20 protein-coding genes are annotated in these 20137 nt (G+C 72.8%); 15 read left to right on the forward strand and 5 right to left on the reverse strand.

The window, feature by feature from the left end; translation table 11 throughout:
* Positions 1–164 precede the first annotated feature (164 nt).
* Both ACTVAJ_RS20275 and ACTVAJ_RS20280 read right to left on the reverse strand, forming a co-directional pair.
* Positions 165–419: a DUF2470 domain-containing protein gene (locus ACTVAJ_RS20275; protein ID WP_470389798.1), complete on the reverse strand. Its 255-nt coding sequence runs from the start codon at positions 417–419 to the stop codon at positions 165–167.
* 245 nt (positions 420–664) lie between these two features.
* A complete protein-coding gene (locus ACTVAJ_RS20280; RefSeq protein WP_470389769.1) occupies positions 665–1207 on the reverse strand; it encodes a YceI family protein in 543 nt (180 codons plus the stop codon).
* A 143-nt stretch (positions 1208–1350) separates the two neighbouring features.
* Here ACTVAJ_RS20280 and ACTVAJ_RS20285 point away from each other — a divergent pair, with 143 nt between their 5' ends.
* The 11 genes from ACTVAJ_RS20285 (at position 1351) to ACTVAJ_RS20335 (ending at position 10573) form a co-directional block, all read left to right on the forward strand.
* Positions 1351–1830, forward strand: a complete 480-nt coding sequence (locus ACTVAJ_RS20285; protein ID WP_470389770.1) for a MarR family winged helix-turn-helix transcriptional regulator — start codon at positions 1351–1353, stop codon at positions 1828–1830.
* Between the two features lie 43 nt (positions 1831–1873).
* Positions 1874–2581 (forward strand): SseB family protein, encoded by a 708-nt coding sequence (locus ACTVAJ_RS20290; protein WP_470389771.1) that lies wholly within the window; start codon positions 1874–1876, stop codon positions 2579–2581.
* A gap of 72 nt (positions 2582–2653) precedes the next feature.
* Positions 2654–3580 carry a prepilin peptidase gene (locus ACTVAJ_RS20295; RefSeq protein WP_470389772.1) on the forward strand — a complete coding sequence of 309 codons (927 nt, stop codon included), beginning with the start codon at positions 2654–2656 and terminating at the stop codon, positions 3578–3580.
* Between the two features lie 45 nt (positions 3581–3625).
* Positions 3626–4807, forward strand: coding sequence for a chorismate synthase (gene aroC, locus ACTVAJ_RS20300; protein WP_470389773.1), 1182 nt, complete (start codon positions 3626–3628; stop codon positions 4805–4807).
* Between the two features lie 211 nt (positions 4808–5018).
* Positions 5019–5534 carry a shikimate kinase gene (locus ACTVAJ_RS20305; RefSeq protein ID WP_470389799.1) on the forward strand — a complete coding sequence of 172 codons (516 nt, stop codon included), beginning with the start codon at positions 5019–5021 and terminating at the stop codon, positions 5532–5534.
* The gene (aroB, locus tag ACTVAJ_RS20310) at positions 5531–6613 is read left to right on the forward strand and encodes a 3-dehydroquinate synthase (RefSeq protein WP_470389774.1); all 1083 of its coding nucleotides are present in this window, start codon (positions 5531–5533) and stop codon (positions 6611–6613) included. The genes ACTVAJ_RS20305 and aroB overlap by 4 nt, the downstream gene beginning before the upstream one ends.
* A gap of 168 nt (positions 6614–6781) precedes the next feature.
* On the forward strand, positions 6782–7342 hold the full coding sequence (efp, locus tag ACTVAJ_RS20315) for an elongation factor P (protein ID WP_470389775.1): 561 nt from the start codon (positions 6782–6784) through the stop codon (positions 7340–7342).
* Complete coding sequence (gene nusB, locus ACTVAJ_RS20320; RefSeq protein WP_470389776.1) at positions 7342–7755, forward strand: transcription antitermination factor NusB; 414 nt, start codon at positions 7342–7344, stop codon at positions 7753–7755. Before efp ends, nusB begins: the two co-directional genes overlap by 1 nt.
* 54 nt (positions 7756–7809) lie before the next feature.
* Positions 7810–8601, forward strand: coding sequence for a methyltransferase domain-containing protein (locus ACTVAJ_RS20325; protein WP_470389777.1), 792 nt, complete (start codon positions 7810–7812; stop codon positions 8599–8601).
* 37 nt (positions 8602–8638) lie between these two features.
* Positions 8639–9925, forward strand: a complete 1287-nt coding sequence (gene dinB / locus ACTVAJ_RS20330) for a DNA polymerase IV (protein WP_470389778.1) — start codon at positions 8639–8641, stop codon at positions 9923–9925.
* A 243-nt stretch (positions 9926–10168) separates the two neighbouring features.
* The gene (locus tag ACTVAJ_RS20335) at positions 10169–10573 is read left to right on the forward strand and encodes a DUF3040 domain-containing protein (RefSeq protein ID WP_470389779.1); all 405 of its coding nucleotides are present in this window, start codon (positions 10169–10171) and stop codon (positions 10571–10573) included.
* Between the two features lie 260 nt (positions 10574–10833).
* Here ACTVAJ_RS20335 and ACTVAJ_RS20340 read toward each other — a convergent pair whose 3' ends face one another.
* From ACTVAJ_RS20340 to ACTVAJ_RS20350, 3 genes are all read right to left on the reverse strand, one after another.
* Positions 10834–13182 (reverse strand): transglutaminase TgpA family protein, encoded by a 2349-nt coding sequence (locus ACTVAJ_RS20340; protein ID WP_470389800.1) that lies wholly within the window; start codon positions 13180–13182, stop codon positions 10834–10836.
* Between the two features lie 17 nt (positions 13183–13199).
* Positions 13200–14402, reverse strand: coding sequence for a DUF58 domain-containing protein (locus ACTVAJ_RS20345; RefSeq protein WP_470389780.1), 1203 nt, complete (start codon positions 14400–14402; stop codon positions 13200–13202).
* A gap of 65 nt (positions 14403–14467) precedes the next feature.
* Positions 14468–15460, reverse strand: a complete 993-nt coding sequence (locus ACTVAJ_RS20350) for an AAA family ATPase (protein ID WP_470389781.1) — start codon at positions 15458–15460, stop codon at positions 14468–14470.
* A gap of 408 nt (positions 15461–15868) precedes the next feature.
* Between ACTVAJ_RS20350 and mraZ the strand changes: the two genes are divergently transcribed.
* From mraZ to ACTVAJ_RS20370, 4 genes are all read left to right on the forward strand, one after another.
* A complete protein-coding gene (mraZ, locus tag ACTVAJ_RS20355) occupies positions 15869–16300 on the forward strand; it encodes a division/cell wall cluster transcriptional repressor MraZ (RefSeq protein ID WP_470389782.1) in 432 nt (143 codons plus the stop codon).
* Between the two features lie 280 nt (positions 16301–16580).
* Positions 16581–17618, forward strand: a complete 1038-nt coding sequence (gene rsmH / locus ACTVAJ_RS20360; RefSeq protein WP_470389801.1) for a 16S rRNA (cytosine(1402)-N(4))-methyltransferase RsmH — start codon at positions 16581–16583, stop codon at positions 17616–17618.
* Between the two features lie 16 nt (positions 17619–17634).
* Positions 17635–18072, forward strand: coding sequence for a cell division protein FtsL (ftsL, locus tag ACTVAJ_RS20365; protein ID WP_470389783.1), 438 nt, complete (start codon positions 17635–17637; stop codon positions 18070–18072).
* Positions 18069–20027, forward strand: coding sequence for a peptidoglycan D,D-transpeptidase FtsI family protein (locus ACTVAJ_RS20370; protein ID WP_470389784.1), 1959 nt, complete (start codon positions 18069–18071; stop codon positions 20025–20027). The genes ftsL and ACTVAJ_RS20370 overlap by 4 nt, the downstream gene beginning before the upstream one ends.
* Positions 20028–20137: the final 110 nt, after the last annotated feature.

Here is a 20137-nt window from a genome sequence, read left to right on the forward strand (position 1 = left end):
CGGGTTCCGGGGGACCGGCGGACCCTTCCACACTAGGTCGCGCGCCCGACCCCTCGTGTGGGGTCGCGCGTTCGGGCCGCCGTTGACTCCCGTCTCCTTGGACTCCCGGCGGAGCGCGGGAGTTCCGGATCGGGGGTGCCGTGCCCCGCGCGCCCGAGGAGGGGTCAGTGCCCGCGGGGCAGCACGCCGAGCCGCTCGCAGGCCTCCTGGTACATGCGCACGACCTCGGTCCGGATCTGTGCGCGCTCGGTGAGCGGCCGCGCCCAGGGGACGCGAACGGTGCGCTCGGCGCCCTCCACCGTGACCGCGTAGGTGCCGCCGTCGCCGTCCAGGGCGGTCATCCGGGCCGCGGTGGCCTCGGGGCAGCCGCCCAGGGCGCGGCAGATGATCAGGGTGTCCTCCGGGTGGTCGCCGTTCATGTGCGCGGTCACGGCGGTGACGACCTCGTCGGAGAAGGGGTTGGAGGGCACGAGCGCTCCCGTGGATGGGTCGGGGACACGAGTGGGGGAGGGCGTCGCACGCCCTCCCCCACTGACGATATCCGAGATCCACAGGTTCGTGACAGTGTGTCGTCACCAGTGGCGGGTGTCCGCCACGGGGCGTGCGGGGCCGCCTCGGTGTCCGCCCCCCGCGGCCCGCCGCGCGCCGTGTGCCCCGGCCGTTCTCAGGCCTGGCGGGTGAACTCGGCGTCGATCTCGATGGTGATCTTGTCGCCGACGACCACGCCGCCGCCGTCCATGGGCATCTCGATGTCCACGCCGAACTGCTTGCGGCTGATCGTCGTGGTGGCGGCGAAGCCGGCGCGCTCCAGGCCGTAGGGGTCGAGCGTGGAGCCGTTGAACTCCAGCGCGAGCTCGACCGGGTTGGTCACGCCCTTGACGGTCAGGTCGCCCCTGAGGACGAACTCCCCGCCCCTCGCCTCCAGGCCGGTGGAGCGGAAGGAGAACTCCGGGTGCGTGTCGACGTGGAAGAAGTCGGCGGACCGGACGTGGTTGTCGCGGTCGGTGTTGTCGGTGTTGATCGAGGCGGCGTCGATGGTCGCGACCACCGAGGACCCGGTCGGGTCCTCGGGGACGGTGAGGGTGGCCTCGAACTTCTCGAAGCGTCCGCGGACCTTGCTCACCATCATGTGGCGCACGGAGAAGCCGACCACCGAGTGGGTGGGGTCGATGCTCCAGGTGCCTGCCTTGAGTTCCTGCGCTGCCATGGTCTGTCTCCTCGCGCTGACCGGACCCTGGCGCGGGCCCTTGTGCTTACCGGTAACAAGGTACCTAAGAAGTATCTTCCTGGGAAGTGTAATTGTGCGTGTGTCCCTGCTCACCTGGAGGGAACGCCGATAAGATGGTCGGTATGGAGAAGGCCACGTGGCTCAGCGCCAACGAACAAGACGTGTGGCGGAGCATCCTGAGAGTCAACGCGGCGCTCTACGACGGGCTGGAACGGGACCTGCGTTCCCGGTGCGGCATCTCACTCGTGGAGTACGGCATCCTCGTCCACCTCTCCGAGGCCGAGGGGCGACGGCTGCGTATGCGTGCGCTGGCCGACAGCGTCATCGTGTCCAAGAGCCGCCTCTCCCACCAGGTCGCCCGGCTCGAGCGCGACGGCTACGTGCGCCGCCAGCACTGCGACGACGACCGCCGCGGCCTGTGGGCCATTCTCACAGACAGGGGGGCCGAACTCCTGGAACGCGCCGCCCCCGGCCACGCCACGAAGGTGCGTGAACTGCTGTTCGACCGGCTCGACGCCGCGCAGCTCGTCCAACTCGGCTCGGTGGTCACCGCGCTCGAAGGCGGCGGCACCACCGTCGCGCCCGGCCGGAACTCCGCCTGACGGCCGCCCGCCGCTCCGCCCGCGCCCGGTAGAGTCGGGGTCCGTGAGCAGACCATCCATCATCGGCGCCCAGAACTTCCGTGACGACGACGGCAGCGCCGACCCCGAGGTCGAGGCGCGCCTGCGCGACCACGCGGCGGGCCGGGTCGGGGACCGCCAGGTCCTGTCCGCGCTCGCCGACTCCCGCGTACTCATCCCCGTCGTGGCCGTGGCCACGGAGACGGAGACGGGCGCGGCCGGGCTCACCAAGGACAAGTCGAGCGAGGTCGCCGTCCCCGTCATGACCGGCAAGGACGGCCGTCGCGGTGTGCTCGCCTTCACCTCCGTCGACGCGGTGCGCCGTTGGCGTCCCGACGCCCGTCCGGTGCCCTTCACCACCCGGGACGCGTGCCGGGCCGCCGTCGAGGAGGGTGCCGACGCCCTGGTCATCGATGTCGCCGGCCCCCAGCCGTACACCGTCCAGGGCCGCTTCCTCGGTCTGCTCGCCGAGCACGGGCACGTCCCCGAGCCCAAGGACGATCCGCAGGTCCTCGCGCTCGTCTACCGCGTCACGCACGCCGAGTTCGGGATCGAGCGCGTACGCGTGCACCACTCCGAGCGCGCCGAGGTCGGCATCCGCCTCGAACTCGACGAACGCGACGACGAGGCCCTGCGCCGGGTCGCCGAGCGCCTGCGTGCCGAACTCGGCCACGTCCTGCCCGGGGGCATCGAACTCAGCGCGGTGGTGCGTGCCCGCCGGGACGCGGACTGACCGCGCGCGGGTCGTCCACAGGGCGAGGTCGGGTACTGTCGCCGCGCGCCCTCCGCCGGTAAATTTCCTACCATGGCCACCCCCTCCCTGTTCGTGCTCTCCTCCCAGCCCTGGCCGGTCATCAGCGCCGTCGTGGTTCTGCTCGGCCTGTCCGGAGCGCTGGTCGGTCTCGCCACCGGACGACTCGTCTACCTGTTCGCGGCGGCCCGCCCGGACGCCCGCTCACGCGGACGCGCCGCCGTCCACGCCGCCGACACGGGGTCCTCCGTGCCCGACGCGGACCCCGACCCCGACGAGGACGGGGGACCGCCGCCCCCGCGCTGCCCGCACTGCCGTGCCGAACTCCGGTTCGCCCGCGGGCTCCCCGCCGTCGCCGACCGCGGGTTCCGGCGCCGGGGCAGGTGCCCCCACTGCGAACAGGTCGTGGGCGCCCATCCCGGGGTCGTCGCCACCACCGCCGTCCTGTACGCGCTCACCGGCGCCCTGGCGGTCCACCACGCCTCCTGGTTCCCCTTCGGACACCTGGCCGTCCTCTGGCTGGTGGCGGTCGGGGTGCCGCTGGCCGTCGTCGACCTGCGCGTGATGCGGCTGCCCAACGACCTCGTCGCCCCCGCCTACCCCGTGGCGGGCCTGCTCCTGGCCGGTGCGGTCCTGGCCGCGCCCGGCGGCCCCGACTCCGACGCGGCGGCGGGGGCCCTCGCCGGTGCCGTGCTCGTCGCCGTGCTCTTCTGGCTCCTGTGGCGCGTCAACCCCCGGGGTATGGGCTTCGGCGACGTCAAGCTCTCCGGCCTGACCGGCCTCTACTGCGGATGGGCCGCAGGCCCGCTGGGCGCCCTGGTGGCGGTCTTCTGGGCCTTCGCCGCCTTCTGCCTGGTGGTGGCGGCCCTGCTCGCCCTGCGCCGGGTGACGCGGCGCGAACCGTTCCCGCTGGGGCCCTTCCTCCTGGCCGCGACCCTCGCCACCGTTCTGGCCGGTCGGCCCCTGGTGTCCGGATGGTGATATCCGATGCCGCGTCCAGCGGCGATCCATGGGAGGATCGGATACATGTTGCGTTGGCTGACCGCGGGGGAGTCCCACGGACCGGCACTCGTCGCGATTCTGGAGGGCCTTCCGGCCGGTGTGTCCGTCACCTCTGACGACATCGCCGCCGCACTGCTCCGCCGACGCGCCGGGTACGGCCGTGGTGCCCGGATGAAGTTCGAACAGGACCAGGTCTCCGTCATCGGAGGCATCCGCCACGGCCGGACCCAGGGGGGACCGGTCGCGATCGAGGTGGGCAACACCGAGTGGCCCAAATGGGAGAAGGTGATGTCGCCCGACCCCGTGCCCGCCGAGGAGTTGGCCGACATCGCGCGGGGCGCGCCGCTCACCCGGCCCCGCCCCGGGCACGCCGACCTGGTCGGCATGCAGAAGTACGGCCACGAGGAGTCGCGGCCGATCCTGGAGCGCGCCAGCGCCCGTGAGACCGCCGCCCGGGTCGCCGTCGGCGAGGTCGCCCGGCAGTTCTGCCGCCAGGCGCTGGGAATCGAGATCCTCAGCCACGTGGTGTCCATGGGGCCCGTGGCGGTTCCCGAGGGCTCCGCCGAGCCCCGTCCCGAGGACCTGGCCGCCGTCGACGCCGACCCGGTGCGCTGTTTCGACGCCCAGACCAGCGCCCGCATGGTCGAGGAGATCGACGACACCAAGAAGAGCGGTGACACCCTCGGCGGCGTGGTCGAGGTGCTCGCCTACGGCCTGCCGCCCGGCCTGGGCAGCCACGTCCACTGGGACCGCCGCCTGGACGCCCGCCTGGCCGGGGCCCTCATGGGCATCCAGGCCATCAAGGGCGTGGAGGTCGGCGACGGCTTCCGCACCGCCGCGCGTCGCGGCTCGGCGGCCCACGACGAGATCGAGCCCGGCCCCGACGGCGTGCGCCGCCGTACCAACCGCGCGGGCGGTGTCGAGGGCGGCATGAGCACCGGCGATCCGCTGCGCGTGCGCGCCGCGATGAAGCCGATCGCCACCGTGCCCAAGGCGCTGGACACCATCGACACGGCCACGGGTGAGCCCGCCCAGGCCCACCACCAGCGCAGCGACGTCACCGCGGTCCCGGCCGCGGGCGTGGTCGCCGAGTCCATGGTCGCCCTGGTCCTGGCCGAGGCCGCCGTGGAGAAGTTCGGCGGGGACTCGGTCGCCGAGACCGCCCGCAACCTGCGCGGCTACCTGGACTCGCTCACCGTTCGGTGAACCGGAGGCGGTGGCCCGGACCCGGGCCGCCGCTCCCGGACTCTCCCGCACGCGGGGACGGCCCGGTCTTCCCGGCCGGCGGCGGTGGCGGTCCACCGCCGCCCGCGTGCGGGGCCGCGGGTCTGCTAGACAAGTGATGGACGAGGACGACATGCGGTTCCCCGCGCCCGCGGGGATGGACAGGCAGGCGAGTGTGGCCAGAGCGATCGCGGTGCTCATCGGATCCCCCGGGTCGGGCAAGTCGACCGTGGGGCGCGCCCTGGCCGAACGCCTGGGCGCCGACCTGCTGTGCACCGACACCGAGATCGAGAAGCGCGCGGGCAAGCCGATCGGCGACATCTTCGTCGAGGACGGCGAGCCGCGCTTCCGCGCCCTGGAACGCGAGGTCGTCGCCGAGGGGCTGCGCTCCTGGGAGGGGGTGATCGCCGTCGGCGGCGGCGCCGTCCTGGACGAGGACACCCGCGCCGACCTCGCCGGCCACCACGTGGTCTACCTCCAGGTCGAGTTCGCCGAGGCGGCCCGGCGCGTGGGCATGGACGTCGCCCGCCCCCTGCTCTCGGGCAACCCCCGCGCCCGGCTCCGCAAGCTCCTCGACGAGCGCCTGCCCGTCTACGAGAGCCTGGCCACCGTCACCGTGCCCACCACGGACCTGCACCCCGAAGAGATCGTCGACGCCATCCTGCCCACCCTCGGAGCCGCGGGGACGACCGGAAAGGCCCAGCAGTGACCGTGACCCGCATCGGCGTCGGTGAGCCCTCCGCCCGCTACGACGTGGTGGTCGGCAGCGGCGTCCTCGCCGAACTGCCCTCGTTGGTCGGCTCCGCGGCCCAGGTCGCCGTCGTCCACCCCCGCGGCCTCGGCGAGATCGCCCGGCCCGTCATCGGTGCCCTGGAGGCCGCCGGGTACACGGTCCGGCCCATGCCGGTGCCGGACGGCGAGGCGGCCAAGACCGCGGCGGTGGCCACCGACCTGTGGTCCCGGCTCGGTCGGCACAACTTCACCCGCACCGACGCGATCGTCGGGGTCGGCGGCGGAGCCGCCACGGACCTCTCCGGCTTCGTCGCCGCCACCTGGCTGCGCGGGGTCCGCTCGATCCTGGTCCCCACCACCCTGCTCGGCATGGTCGACGCCGCCGTGGGCGGCAAGACCGGGATCAACACCTCCGAGGGCAAGAACCTCGTCGGCGCCTTCCACCCGCCCGCGGGCGTCCTGTGCGACCTGGCCACCCTGCCGAGTCTGCCCCGGGCGGACTACGTGGGCGGCCTCGCCGAGGTCGTCAAGGCGGGTTTCATCGACGACCCCGTCATCTGCGACCTGATCCAGGACGACCCCGAGGGAGCCACCCTCCCCGAGGGCAAACACACCCGTGAGCTCATCGAGCGCGCCATCCGGGTCAAGGCCGACGTCGTCTCCGGCGACCTCAGGGAGAGCGGCCGCAGGGAGATCCTCAACTACGGCCACACGCTCGGCCACGCCATCGAACGCGCCGAGAACTACACCTTCCGGCACGGTTACGCGGTGTCCATCGGCATGGTCTTCGCCGCCGAACTGGCCCGCCTCGACGGCCGCATCGACGCCCAACTGGTCGAACGGCACCGCTCCCTGCTGACCTCGGTCGGCCTGCCCGTCTCCTACGCGGCCGAGGCCTGGCCCGAGCTGCGGGCCGCGATGAGCGTCGACAAGAAGGCCCGCGGAGCCACCCTGCGCTTCGTTGTGCTGGACGGCCTCGCGAGCCCCACCATCCTCAGCGCCCCCGCCCCCGAACTGCTGGACGCGGCCTACCGCGCGGTCACCGGCGGCGCCTGAGTCCCGCGAAGCCACTAGACTGCCCGTAGGAGGGGTGCGCGCCCCGGCGGCCCCGCGCCGCCGGTGAGCACGTGGCGCCGCACGCGTCCGCGCCCCGTACCACCGACCACCGACCGGAGCAGTGCGCCCGGTCCCCGACGTGTCAGACCCCTTGGAGAGACGACCGAAGTGGCCACGACGAACGACATCAAGAACGGCAAGACCCTGCGACTCGACGGCGTTCTGTGGAACGTCCTGGAGTTCCAGCACGTCAAGCCGGGCAAGGGCGGCGCGTTCGTCCGTACCAAGCTGAAGAACGTCCTCACGGGCAAGATCGTCGACAGGACCTTCAACGCCGGCGCCAAGGTCGAGTTCGCCGACGTCGACCGCCGCGACATGGAGTACCTGTACAACGACGGCACGAACTTCGTCTTCATGGACTCCACCACCTTCGACCAGCTCGAGGTCGGTTCCGGGGTCGTCGGCGACAACGCCAACTTCCTCCTGGAGAACACCAAGGTCACGGTGGCCACCCACGAGGGCGACCCGCTCTACATCGAGCTGCCCGCCGCCGTCGAGATGGAGATCACCCAGACCGACCCCGGCGTCCAGGGCGACCGCTCCACCGGCGGCACCAAGCCCGCCACCGTCCAGACCGGCGCCACCATCCAGGTGCCCCTGTTCATCACCACCGGCGAGCGCGTCAAGGTCGACACCCGCACGGGTGACTACCTCGGGCGAGTCAACTGATGAGCGGAGCACGGCGCAAGGCCCGGAGGCGCGCGGTCGAGGTCCTCTACGAGTCCGAGGTCCGCGGTATCTCGGTCGACGACGTCATCACCCGTCGCCGGGCCCAGCCCGAGCCGCCGATCAACGAGTTCACCGAGAACCTGGCCCGCGCGGTCGACGGGCGCCGCGCGCGCATCGACGAACTCCTGGACACCTACGCGATCGGCTGGACCCTGGAGCGGATGCCCGTCGTCGACCGCAACATCCTGCGGATGGGCGCCTACGAGCTGTTGTGGGCCCAGGACATCCCCGACGGTGTGGCGATCGCCGAGGCCGTCGGTGTGGCCAAGGAGCTGTCCACCGACGAGTCGCCGAACTTCGTCAGCGGACTTCTGTCACGCTTGATGGAGAACAAGGCACAACTCGCCCTCTGACGGCGGCCTTTCGGGATCGGCCACGGGCGGGGACACCGGAGTGAGGGGACCCAGGTGACTGACAGGACCAGCGCGACCGCGACCACCAGCGGCTTCGTCGCGGGTGACGCGACCGGGCCGGGACGGGCGGCGGGCGCGGCCCGCACCGCCGTGGTGTGGGACGCTCTCGCGGACCTGCTGGCCCGCCTCGGGCCGGGGCCCCTGGAGATCGTCGACGCGGGCGGCGGCACCGGCGGCGCCGCCGTCCCGCTCGCCGAACTCGGCCACCGGGTGACCGTCGTGGAGCCCAGTCCCGACTCCCTGGCCGCCCTGGAGCGCCGTGCCGCCGAACGCGGTGTCACGGTGCGCGGCGTCCAGGGGGAGACCAGCGACCTGGCCTCGCTGTTCGCCCCGGGCAGCGCCGACCTCGTCCTGGTGCACAACGTCCTGGAGTACGTGGAGGACCCGGCCCGCGCCCTGCACGACGTCGTCGGGGTCACCCGTCCCGGCGGGGCGGTGAGCCTGCTGGTCACCAACGCCGTCGCCGGGGCCCTGCACCGGGCCCTGGCCGGGCACGTCGCCGACGCCGCCCATCTGCTCGCCGACCCCGAGGGGCGCTGGGGCGAGGCCGACCCGATGCCGCGCCGCTTCACCCGCCAGCAGCTCCTGGCGCTGATCGGTGAGGCCGGCCTCACCGGTGAGCGGGTCCGCGGTGTGCGCGTGTTCGCCGACGTCCTGCCCGGGCACGCCTGGGAGGGCGACCTCCACGCCGGACAGCACCTGCTGGAGCTGGAGAAGGCCGCCGCCGACCATCCGGAGCTGGTCGGTATCGCCACGCAGCTGCACGCGGTCGCCCGTCGCGACTGAGGGCGCGGCCCGTCCCGCGCGCGCGTAACCTGGGCCCATGAGCCGACGCCAACTGGAGCGCGGTGCCGCGCTGCGCGGAGTGGTCACCCCGGAGGGCATCGTCGCGCTGGGACCGGACTTCCCCGCGGACGGGTCGGGTCCCGACACCGGATGCGACATCCTGCACCTGGACATGGACGCGTTCTTCGCCAGCGTCGAGCAGCGGCGCAACCCCGAGGCGAGGGGACGGCCGGTCATCGTCGGCGGGACCGGACCGCGCGGGGTGGTCTCCTCCGCCGACTACCTCGCCCGGGCCAGGGGCGTCCACTCGGCGATGCCCATGGTGCGGGCCCTGCGCCTGTGCCCCGAGGCGGTCGTGTTCCCCCCGGACGGCGCCGCCTACCGTGCCGCCTCCGAGTCGGTCATGGACATCCTGCGGTCGGTGACCCCCCTCGTGCAGCCGCTCTCCCTCGACGAGGCCTTCCTGGACGTGTCCGGTGCGCGCAGGAGGCTCGGCGGGCCCGTGCGCATCGCGGCGATGATCCGCGAACGCGTCCGGAGCGAGCAGCGGCTCACCTGCTCGGTGGGTGTGGCCGCCACCAGGTTCGTCGCCAAGCTCGGTTCCACGCACTGCAAGCCCGACGGCCTGCTCCTGGTCCCCACCGACCACGTGCGCTCCTTCCTGGACCCGCTCCCGGTGGGGGCGCTGCCCGGGGTGGGGGACCGTACCGAGCAGGCGCTGGTGAGGCTGGGGCTGCGCACGGTCGGGGCCCTGGCCCGGACCGACCCCGACCTGCTCCGGACGGAGCTGGGCGCCAAGGCGGGCACCCGCCTGTCGGAGCTGGCGCGCGGTGTGGACGGGACGGCGGTGGTGCCGGAGACCCCGGACAAGAGCGTCGGAGCCGAGGAGACCTTCGACGCGGACGTGGGCGATCCCGAGGTGATCAACCGCGAACTGCTGCGGCTGTCGGAGAAGGTGGCGCGGCGTCTGCGCGCCTCGGGACAGGCGGGGCGCACGGTGAGCGTGAAGCTGCGCAGGGCGGACTTCTCCACCATCACCCGGTCGCGCACCCTTCCGGAGGCCACGGACGTGGGCCGGGAGATCAGCACCGTGGCACGCGAGCTGTACGCCGCGGCGGGCCTGGAGCGGGTCAGGTTGCGGCTGGTCGGTGTACGGGTGGAGGGGGTGGTACCCGCGGACCAGGCGCCGCGTCAGCTCGCCCTGGGCGAGGAGGAGAGCGGCTGGCGTGATGTCGAACGCGTGATGGACAGGGTCACCGCCCGCTTCGGCCCAGGCGCGATACAGTCGGCGGTGCTGGCCAAGCGTGACGAAAACGACGTATGATTCCGCAACTTCCGGACCTCTCCGAGCGTTCTCAGGGTAGGACCGGAGTCAGGGTAGGCAGAGAGGCATGGAAGCCGGTGTTTCCGATACAGGGTGTGGGTACCGTGGCCCAAGCGGGTCAGGGGTTCACACAGCTTTTCTTTCCAGCAGGCGCTAGCGCGTCGTATTCTGGGCATACCACTGACCGAGAGACTGTTCATCAGTACCCGTCACCCCAACCGGGGACTGTCGTAGGGAGGCGCCGTGCCGCTCTCTGAACACGAGCAGCGCATGCTCGACCAGATCGAGCGGGCGCTGTATGCCGAGGACCCGAAGTTCGCGAACACCGTTCGGCAAACGAACCCCGCGGTCCATTACAAGCGCTGGATCATCAAGGCCGTACTCGGATTCGTCATCGGCGTCGTACTGCTGCTGGCGGGCCTCCTGATCGGTAATCCGGTCATGCAGGTGCTCATCAGTGTCCTCGGCTTCATCGTCATGCTGGCGTGCTTCCTCTGGGGTGCCAACGCGTGGCGTAAGGCGGCCGGAGGGGGAGCCGAGGCATCGGTGCCCGCCACGGACACGAAACAGAAGCGCAAGGGTACGCGCCCGGGCATGATGCACCGGTTCGAGGAGCGCTGGCGCCGCCGCCAGGAGGGCGAGGAGTAGTCCCTCCCCCGAGGCGGGACCGGAGGGGGCTCCGGCCTCCACCTCCCGGAGCGGCGCGTCGGTGCACCGGGTAACGGAGCGGCGAGCACGGAAGCGGTGGGGTCCACGTGGACGCGTGGACCCCACCGCTTTGCGCGTTCGGGGTCGGACCGGGTTTCCACCGGACCCCGGGTCCGCCCCCGGCGCACGGTGGCACGGACAGCGGAGCCCCCGGGCCGGTCCCTCTTGTGCGGGGGACCGGCCCGGGGGCTCCCGTCCGCTCAGACGATCGTCGGCGCGATCCCCACGGCGGCTCGCGGACGCCGCCACGGCGCCAGCGACCGCGGCAGCAGCACCGCCCGGAACCTGTCCCCCCGGCCACTGGCCGCGGCCAGCCCGGCACGCACCGCGCGCAGGTCCTCCCGGGACCCCGGCGCGGCGGCCGGTTCGGGGGCGTAGCGTGCGGACTCCTCACCCAGCGCCAGACGCCACAGCGCCGCCCCGAACTGGTCCGGGACCGCCCCCCGCGCCGCGAGGCGGACGGCCACCGCCCTCGGGCTCTCCGTCAGGTCCCAGGTCACACCCAGGTCCAGGCAGGTGTCCCGCAGCTCCCGCCACGCGGCGTGCGCGGCCGCCGTGGAGGAGCCGCCGGTGAGCGCGGCCGTGCGTGATCCGCGCACCGCGATCCGGACGAGGGCGGGCAGGGCGGCCAGCAGCAGCCCGACCAGGACCGCGCCCACGGCCGGCAGCCAGGCGGGGACGGTCCAGCCGCCCGGGTCCGGCTCCGAGCCGGAGGCCGCGGTCGCCCCGTCCGTCTCCTCGCCCTCGGGGGGCGTGCTCTCCTCGGGCTCGTCGGTCGGCTCGTCACTCTCGGGTTCGTCGTCGGCGGTGGGGTCGGTCTCCGGGTGCTCGGGTTCCTCGTCCTCGTACTCACCGTCGGCGTAGTCGGGCACGGTGGCCGACCCCTGGCCGTCGGAGGAGGCGGGGGTCGGTTCGAACCGCACCCAGCCCACGTCCTCGAAGTACAGCTCCGGCCAGGCGTGCGCGTCACCCGTCGACACCGACCATCGGCCGTCGCCCATCTGCTGGCCCGCGGTGAAGCCGGTCGCGACGCGGGAGGGGATGTCGGCCTGACGCGCCATGACCGCCATCGCGCCCGCGAACTGCTCGCAGTACCCCACCCGGTCCTCCACCAGGAAGTGGACCAGCGGGTCGGCCCCCTCGGGGACGGGGGGCGGACTCAGGTCGTAGCGGAAGCCCCCGTCGGCGAAGTGCTCCTGGAGGGCGACGGCCCGTTCGTAGGGCGAGTCCGCGCCCTCGGTCACCGTTTCGGTCAACTCCGCCACGCGCGGGTCCACGTCGTCGGGCAGCGCGAAGAAGGAGCCCGGCACCGACCACGGTCGCCCCGTCTCGACCAGTTCGTCCGCCGAGGTCGCGACCGAAGCGGACTCGACGGTGTAACTGAGACCGGTCGGCGGGCTGTCGGTGGTGAACACCACGAGGCTCTCGGGGTCGGCGTACCACTCACCGGACACGTCCACCGAGCGCGGCCAGTACGGCATCGGCAGGAAGTTCAGGCTGAGTGCGTCCGAGTCCATGGAGATCCGCGTGGTCGCGGTGGGCCCGTCGGGCTCGCCGGACCAGCCCGCCGGCAGCGGCAACTCGTCCCCGACCCGGGAGCCGCGGTCCGTTTCGACCGGCGTCATCGTCCAGTTCACGCCGTCGAACTCGTCCAGTACGTGGATGCGCAGGTATTCGGGTTCCTCGGCGTCGGTGGTGTAGGTGAGCACCGTGCGGTCGAAGCTCGTGGCCAGGTTGCTGCGCAGCGAGACCAACGGGTCCGAGATGCTGATGTCGTTCGCCCGCCTGCCGACGTAGGTGCCGTCCGCTGCCTGGTAGATGATGTCGCTGCGCAGCGACGGGACCGTCAACGGGACCGCGAGGGCCAGCAGCACCGCCGCCGCGATGGACACGGCGGCGACGGCCGTGCGCCGCAGGCCGACCAGGAACCGCATCGGGGGATGGCGCCCGTCGGGGGCCGAGAGGTGGCGCCCGTCGGGAACGGGGATCCCCCACTCCCGGCCGCGCAGCCACATGTCCACGGCCAACAGGACGAGGAACCCGACCGAGGCGCTGACCGCTCCGCCCGGGGACAGTCCGCCGTCGTCCACCGTCAGGGGGACCGCCAGCAGCGCGACCAGGAGACCTCCGACCATTCCCGGGCAGCGCGCGGTCACGGCCAGGAAGTCCGCGGCCATCGCGATGACGGCGAGGGCCACCGCGATGATCAGCGCTACCCCCGCGGTCCCGGTGACCGGAGGGCGGTTGGTGTCGATGGCGTCGATGCCCCGCTCCAGCACGCGCACCAGTTCGGGAAAGGTGTCGGAGGTCGGGACCAGCCCCAGGACGGCGGTGTGCGCCGCGAACAGCGGGGTGAGCAGCACCGCCATGACGAGGATCTGGAGGAAGGGCACCGCGACGGCGCTCCACCCGGTCAGCCGGTACAGCGCCGACGCCGCCGCCATGGCCGCCATCATCAGCACGGCCGGGAACCACCAGCCCGAGCCCGTCACGACCGTGCCGAGCAACGGGACCGCCGCCACGAGGCTGGCCAGTGTGGCCACCGGCATCAGGGCAGGTAGGGATCTCAACGCAGACCCTCCAGGGGGGTGGTCGGCCCGGCCGCCGGGGCGGGGGCACCCGCCCGCTGCCACAGGGGCGGCAGTTCGCCGGGCGTGGAGACGGTCATGACCCGCCACCCGGCGGACGCCAGGACCGCACCGGCGCGGTTCAGGGCGTCGGCGGAGGGCCAGGCGGCCCGGGCGCACAGTACGGCCAGGCGCGTGCCGCCGCGCATCCCCGACAGCGCGCCGACCTCCTCGGGGCCGATCGCGCCCAGGACCGCCACCACCAGGCTGGGGGATCCGCCCCGCTGCGAGCCGAGCATGTCGATACCGGCGAGCAGCTCCGGGGCGTCGGAGGGCGCGGCCACGGCCAGGCTGTCCAGGACCCCGGCGGAGGAGGCGGTGTCCACACGGCCGCGCTCGGTGTACAGCCGCAGTTCGTGGCCGCTGTCGATCAGGTGCACCGCGACCGAGGCGGCGAGGGACACCGCGGTCTCCAGCGAACCGCCCCGCCCCTCGTCGAGGTGGGCCCGCAGCCGGGTGTCCAGCAGGACCGCGCTGTGCTCGCGCCAGTGCTGCTCGTCGCGGCGCACCATGAGCTCGCCGTGCTTGGCGGTGGACCGCCAGTGCACCCTGCGCAGCTCGTCGCCGTACTGGTACTCGCGGGGAACCGGGTCCTGCTCACCGACACCGGTCACCGACCGCCGCGACGACTCCTCGCCCCGCGCACCGTCGACCGCACCGAGGGGGGACAGCGGCACGGTCGGCGGTGTGACGAGCAGGTGCGAGGGGGAGCCGACCACGCGGGTGACGCGCACGCATCCGAGCGGATCGGTCATCCCCACCATCAGCGGGCCGACGGCGTAGCTCCCGCGGGCGGCGGGGCGCACGAGGTAGGACACGTCCCGGACGGAGCGCGCACCCAGGTATCCGAGGGTGAAGCGCGGCTGGGCGCCCAGCGGGACGGGCAGTCCGTCCTGCACGAACACCGACGTGGCGGGCCAGACGGAGGAGACGTTGCCGATCTGTACCAGCACGCGCGCGTCGTGCCCGGCCGGGACCCGGGCCGGGGCGAGGGACCGGCTGTGCGCGATCCGCGACGCCGTGCCGAGCAGACTGAGCGCGGCGAGCGAGGGAACGGCGGTCAGCAGGACGCCCAGACCCACGATCTCGCGCTGGCCCACGACGAGCCCGGCGGTGAGGGCGAGGAGACCGAAGAAGAGCATGAGGCCGCCGCGGACGGTGAGGGTCCGCCTGGTCCGGGACGGTGCCGGGGGTGTCGGCTGTCCGGTCACTGCGGGCCGGGGACGGGCAGGCGGGAGACCAGCGTGGCGACGATCTGCTCGGCGGTCAGGCGCTCCATCCCGGCCTCGGGGCTGGGCAGCAGCCGGTGCGCCAGGACCGGAACCGCCAGCGCCTGGATGTCGTCGGGGACGACGTAGTGCCGACCGTCCAGGGCGGCGTAGGCGCGGGCCGCGCGCACCAGGTGCAGCGTCGCGCGGGGGGAGGCGCCCAGCCGCAGTTCGGGACTGGTCCGCGTGGAGTTCACCAGGTCGACGATGTAGCGGCGCATTCCGGGCGCCACGTGTACCGAACACACCCGGTCGGCGAGGTCGCGCACGTGCGCCGCGTTGGTGACCGGTGCCAGGCCGTCCAGGGGGGAGCGGGCGCTGTGCGCGTCGATCATGTCCAGTTCGGCCTGGGGCGCCGGGTAACCGACGGAGACACGGGCCATGAACCGGTCCCGCTGCGCCTCGGGAAGGGTGTAGGTGCCCTCCATGTCCGAGGGGTTCTGTGTGGCCACCACCATGAAGGGGCGCTCCAGCGTGCGGGACTGCCCGTCGGTGCTGACCTGGCGCTCGGCCATGCACTCCAGGAGGGCGGCCTGGGTCTTGGGGGAGGCGCGGTTGATCTCGTCGCCCAGGACGATGTTGGCGAACACCGGGCCGGGGTTGAACTCGAACTCGTTCCGGTCCTGGTGGTAGACGTTCACGCCGGTGATGTCGCTGGGCAGCAGGTCCGGGGTGAACTGGATCCGCTGCACCGAGCAGTCGACCGCCCGGCCCAGGGCCTTGGCGAGCATCGTCTTGCCGACACCGGGGACGTCCTCGATGAGGAGGTGGCCCTCGGCGAGCAGGACCGTCAGCGCGACGCGCAGAACCTCCGGTTTGCCCTCGATGACGGTCCCGATCGCGCCGTGGATGCGGTCGGCGACGGCGGCGATCTCGCCGACGTCCTCCTGGACGCCGCCCCCGTGACCGCCGTGGTGTGTGCCGAGTGACACGAGACCCTCCCGCTCGTCCTGGCTCTGTGTGTCGGTGTCGCTCCGAGGCTAGGCCCAATCGGAGTGATTGCAAACCAAAATGCCGGAATAGGCCGCCGTCCGGCCTGGTCGGCGGGGTGGACGTGAGAGTCGGGTCAAAACCCTCCGAAAAGCCGTTGCCCGCCCTCCCCTTTCTTCCGTACTCCGCGCGCGGGCGCGCGCAGGGAAGGCCCGGGCAGGCGGGACGCATCCGACCCGCCGGGGGGCGGGTCCAGTACCCCACCTGAACGGCACGCCTTTGACCTGCGATTTCGAGCCGGAATCCGCGCGTGGACACGGCTTGGAGCTGTTGACGGTGGGGGAGAGTGGAGTAAGGTGGGGCATCGTGGGGGAACGAGGTCCCCGCGACGGGGTGAGGGAGGTGGCGCCGTGTTCCTCGGCACTCACACGCCTCGCCTGGACCAGAAGGGGCGACTGTTCCTTCCGGCGAAGTACCGCGACGAACTGTCGGGGGGGCTGGTGATCACCAAGGGTCAGGAGCACTGCCTCTACGTCTTTCCGGTAGAGGAGTTCCGGCGCGTCACCGACGCGCTCAGCTCAGCCCCGGTCACCGCCAAGGCGGTTCGCGACTACGGTCGGGTCCTCTTCGCCAGCGCGTCCGACGAGTCCTGCGACAAGCAGGGCAGGATCACCATCCCGCCGAAACTGCGCGACTACGCCGGCCTGGACCGCGAGTGCGTCGTCATCGGCGCCAACACGCGGCTGGAGATCTGGGCGGCCCAGGCCTGGTCGGACTACGAGGCCGAGCAGGAGCAGGCCTTCGCGCGACTCTCGGAGGAGGTGCTGCCCGGGGTGCTGTGACACCGGCGGTGCCGCCGGTGTGACCAGCACGACAGTCCACACCCTCGCAAGCCGGGGTCCGGCCGGGCCCGCGGACACGGCAGGGACGAGCTGGCGCGACTTCCCCGGTGCCAGGTCGTCAACGCGCGTCCGCCGAAAGGTGGACAATGGCGGCCGTGTCCGGACGAGGTCCGGCCGGAACCCGGTCGGACCACGCCAAGGACACCGCGTGGCGCACACATCCGTGCGCCCGCGCGGACACTCAGGGGGAGAGGGCGACAGCGTGGAGGAACGGCACGGCATGGGGGACACCCGGCGGAACGAGGGGCCGAACGGGGGCGGCGCGGACGACATCGCGGCCCGGATCGCCGCCGCACGGGCGGGGCTCGATCCCCTGCACGTGCCCGTCATGCTCGACCGGATCGTGGAACTGCTCGCGCCGGCGCTCAGCCACCCCGGCGCCGTGTTCGTCGACGGAACCCTCGGCCTGGGCGGCCACTCCGAGGCCCTGCTGAAGGCGTGCCCCAACGCCCGCCTGGTCGGGGTGGACCGGGACACCACCGCGCTGGAACGCAGCGCGAAGCGGCTGGCTCCCTACGCCGACCGCACCCACTTCGTGCACGCGGTCTACTCCGACATCCCGCGCGCCCTGGACGAGGCGGGCGCCGCGGAGGCCGACGCCGTCCTGCTCGACCTGGGAGTGTCCTCACCCCAGCTCGACGAGACCGAACGCGGCTTCGCCTACGCCCACGACGCCCCCCTGGACATGCGCATGGACCGCACCCAGGACCTCACCGCGGCGGACGTCGTCAACACCTACCCCGTCGCCGAGCTCACCCGGATCCTGCGCACCTACGGCGAGGAGCGCTTCGCCTCCCGGGTCGCCCGCGCGATCGAGCGCCGACGCGCCACGGCCCCCATCTCCTCCACCCGCGAGCTGGCCGAGCTCGTCCGCGACGCCATCCCCGCCGCCACCCGCCGCACGGGAGGGCACCCCGCCAAGCGCACCTTCCAGGGCCTGCGCATCGAGGTCAACGCCGAGCTGTCCATCCTCGAACGCGCCCTGCCCGCCGCGGTGTCCCGCCTCGCGGTCGGCGGGCGGATCGCGGTGCTGTCCTACCACTCCCTGGAGGACAGGATCACCAAGCGGTCCCTGGCCGCGCTGGCCACCGACACCACCCCCGCCGACCTCCCCGTCCCGCTCCCCGACCGGCAGCCGGAGCTGCGGCTGCTCACCCGGGGCGCGGAACTCCCCACGGAGGCAGAGACCGAAGGCAACCCGCGTGCGCAGTCGGCCCGTCTCCGCGCGGCCGAGCGGGTACGCCGGGCATCGCGGTAGAGCGGTAGGAGAGCAGATGAGTTCGAGTACGGACACACGCCGCGCACCCGACCGCGGCGAGGCCGCCGGACGGGCGCGGTCGGCCCGCTCCGGTGCGCGGGCACGGGCGTCGGCCAAGGCGGGTACCGTCCGGGACACGGCCGGACAGAGCCGTGCCCCGCGTATCCCGTTCGTCCTGCTCATCCTCTGTCTGCTCGGCGGTGCACTGGTCAGCCTCCTCGTGCTGCGCAGTGTCATCGCCCAGGAGGCCTTCACCATCACCCGCCTCCAGGCCGAGAACCGCGAACTCGCCTACGCCCAGCAGCAGTGGCGCGACCGGATCGCGCATCTGGAGAGCTCCCAACGCATCGCGGACGAGGCCGAGGAGCTGGGCATGGAGCAGTCCGAGGAGGGGCCGCGCTTCCTGGACCGGGACAGCGGTGAGGTCCTCGGCGGTACCGGGGGCGAGGAGTGAGCTCTCCGGGGGACCGCCGCCCCCGCGGTCCGAAACGCCCCGGGGCGGCCGGGCGCTCGGGGTCGCGGCCGGACAAACGCCCCCGAAAGCCGTCGAGCCGTCCCGCGGGCGGCACCCGGCCCAGTGCCGCCGCGCGCTCGGGGGGACACCCGACCCGCGGCTCCGGCCGGGAGCGCGGGCGCGCCGAGCCTCCGCCTCCGCCGTTGCTCAGGCGTACCTTCACCAGGGGCGACCCGCACAAGCGGATCAGGTTCGGCGGCGTACTGATCGTCGTGGTGCTGCTGCTCTTCGCCGGGCGACTGACCCAGATCCAGGGTCTGGACGCCGAGACCTACGCCGAGGCGGCGTCCAACCTGCGCCTCCAGACCATCGACATCCCCACGCTGCGCGGCCAGATCACCGACGCCGACGGCAGCCCGTTCGCGCTGTCGGTGGAGGTGCGCAGGGTCTTCGTCGACCCGGAGGAGGTCGAGGAGGACGAGCGGGACCGGCTCGTCGACGAGCTGGTCACCCGTTTCGACCTGGACGAGGACGAGGTCGCCGCGCGTGTGGACGCCCGCCCCAGCAGGTACCAGGTCGTGGCCGAGGACGTCCTGCCCCGCGACTGGGAGGAACTGGGCGACCTGGGGCTGTCCGGTGTGGGCGCCGAGGTCGACTACCGGCGCGTCTACCCCGAGGAGACCGGTGCCGCCGACCTGGTGGGCTTCGTGGGCTCCGAGGGCCACGGCCTGGAGGGCCTGGAGGGCTACCTCGACTCCACCCTCGCGGGGCAGCAGGGCAAGCGCCAGGTCGAGGTGGGCAGTGACGGAACACAGATCCCCATGGCGGGCGGCCTGGTCCGCGAGCCCGTCCCCGGCCAGGACGTGCGCCTGACCCTGGACCGCGACCTCCAGTGGTACACCGCCCGGGTTCTGGCCGAGCGGGTGGAGGAGCTGGAGGCCGAGGGCGGCAGCGCCATCGTCATGCGGCCCGACGGTGAGATCCTCGCGATGGCCGACTACCCCACCTACTCCCAGGAGGACATCTCCTCCAGCGGGCCGGAGGAGTGGGCCAACGGGGCGGTCCACGAGACCTTCGAGCCGGGCAGCACCAACAAGGTCATCACGATGGGCGCGGCCCTGGAGGAGGGGCTCACCACCCCCGACACCGTCTACACCGTGCCCTACTCCATCCAGTACTACGACCGGACCTTCCGTAACTCCAGCAACCACGGAACCCAGCGGCTCACCGTCAACGGCATCATGGCCCAGTCCAGCAACGTGGGCACCATCCAGATCGCCGACCAGGTCACCGCCGGGGTCCTGCACTCGTATCTGGAGACCTTCGGGCTCGGCCAGCCCACCGGGCTCGCCCTGCCGGGAGAGGAGGCGGGCATCCTCACCGATCCCGAGGACTGGTGGGGCACCCAGCTGCCGTCGGTGTCCATCGGCCACGGCCTGTCCGTGAACGCCGCGCAGATGGCCTCGGTCTACGCGACCATCGCCAACGGCGGGGTTCGGGCCGAGCCGCGCGTCGTGGCCGGAACCGTGGACAGCGAGGGTGAGTTCACCCCGTCCGAACAGGGTGAACAGCGCCGTGTGGTCAGCGAGGAGACCGCGGAACAGCTCGCGCTCATGCTGGAGGCGGTCACCAGCGACGAGGGCACAGCGCCCCAGGCCCGCATCGACGGTTACCGCGTGGCCGGCAAGACCGGTACCGCCAACCGGATCGACCCCGAGACCGGCCGCTACCAGCGCGGCGCCTACACCGCGACGTTCGCCGGGTTCGCCCCCGCCGACGATCCCTCGTTGGTCGTCCAGGTGGTCCTGCACAACCCGCAGGAGTCCTACTACGGCGGCGAGGCGGCCGGACCCGTCTTCAACGACATCATGTCCTTCGCGCTGCGGTCGATGCGCGTCCCGCCCACGGACACCGAACCGCCCGCCATCCGCCTCTTCGGTGACGAGGAGGGCTAGGGTGCGCCTGTTCTGGTTCCGCGCTGCGCTTCGGACCGGGTTCGGGTGTCCTCAGGGCAGGGGTGCTGCCCGCCCGTCGCCCGCCACCGCCCTCAACGGACGCCTGACGG

This window comes from Nocardiopsis sp. KDC1DS13DA1, assembly GCF_055632325.1.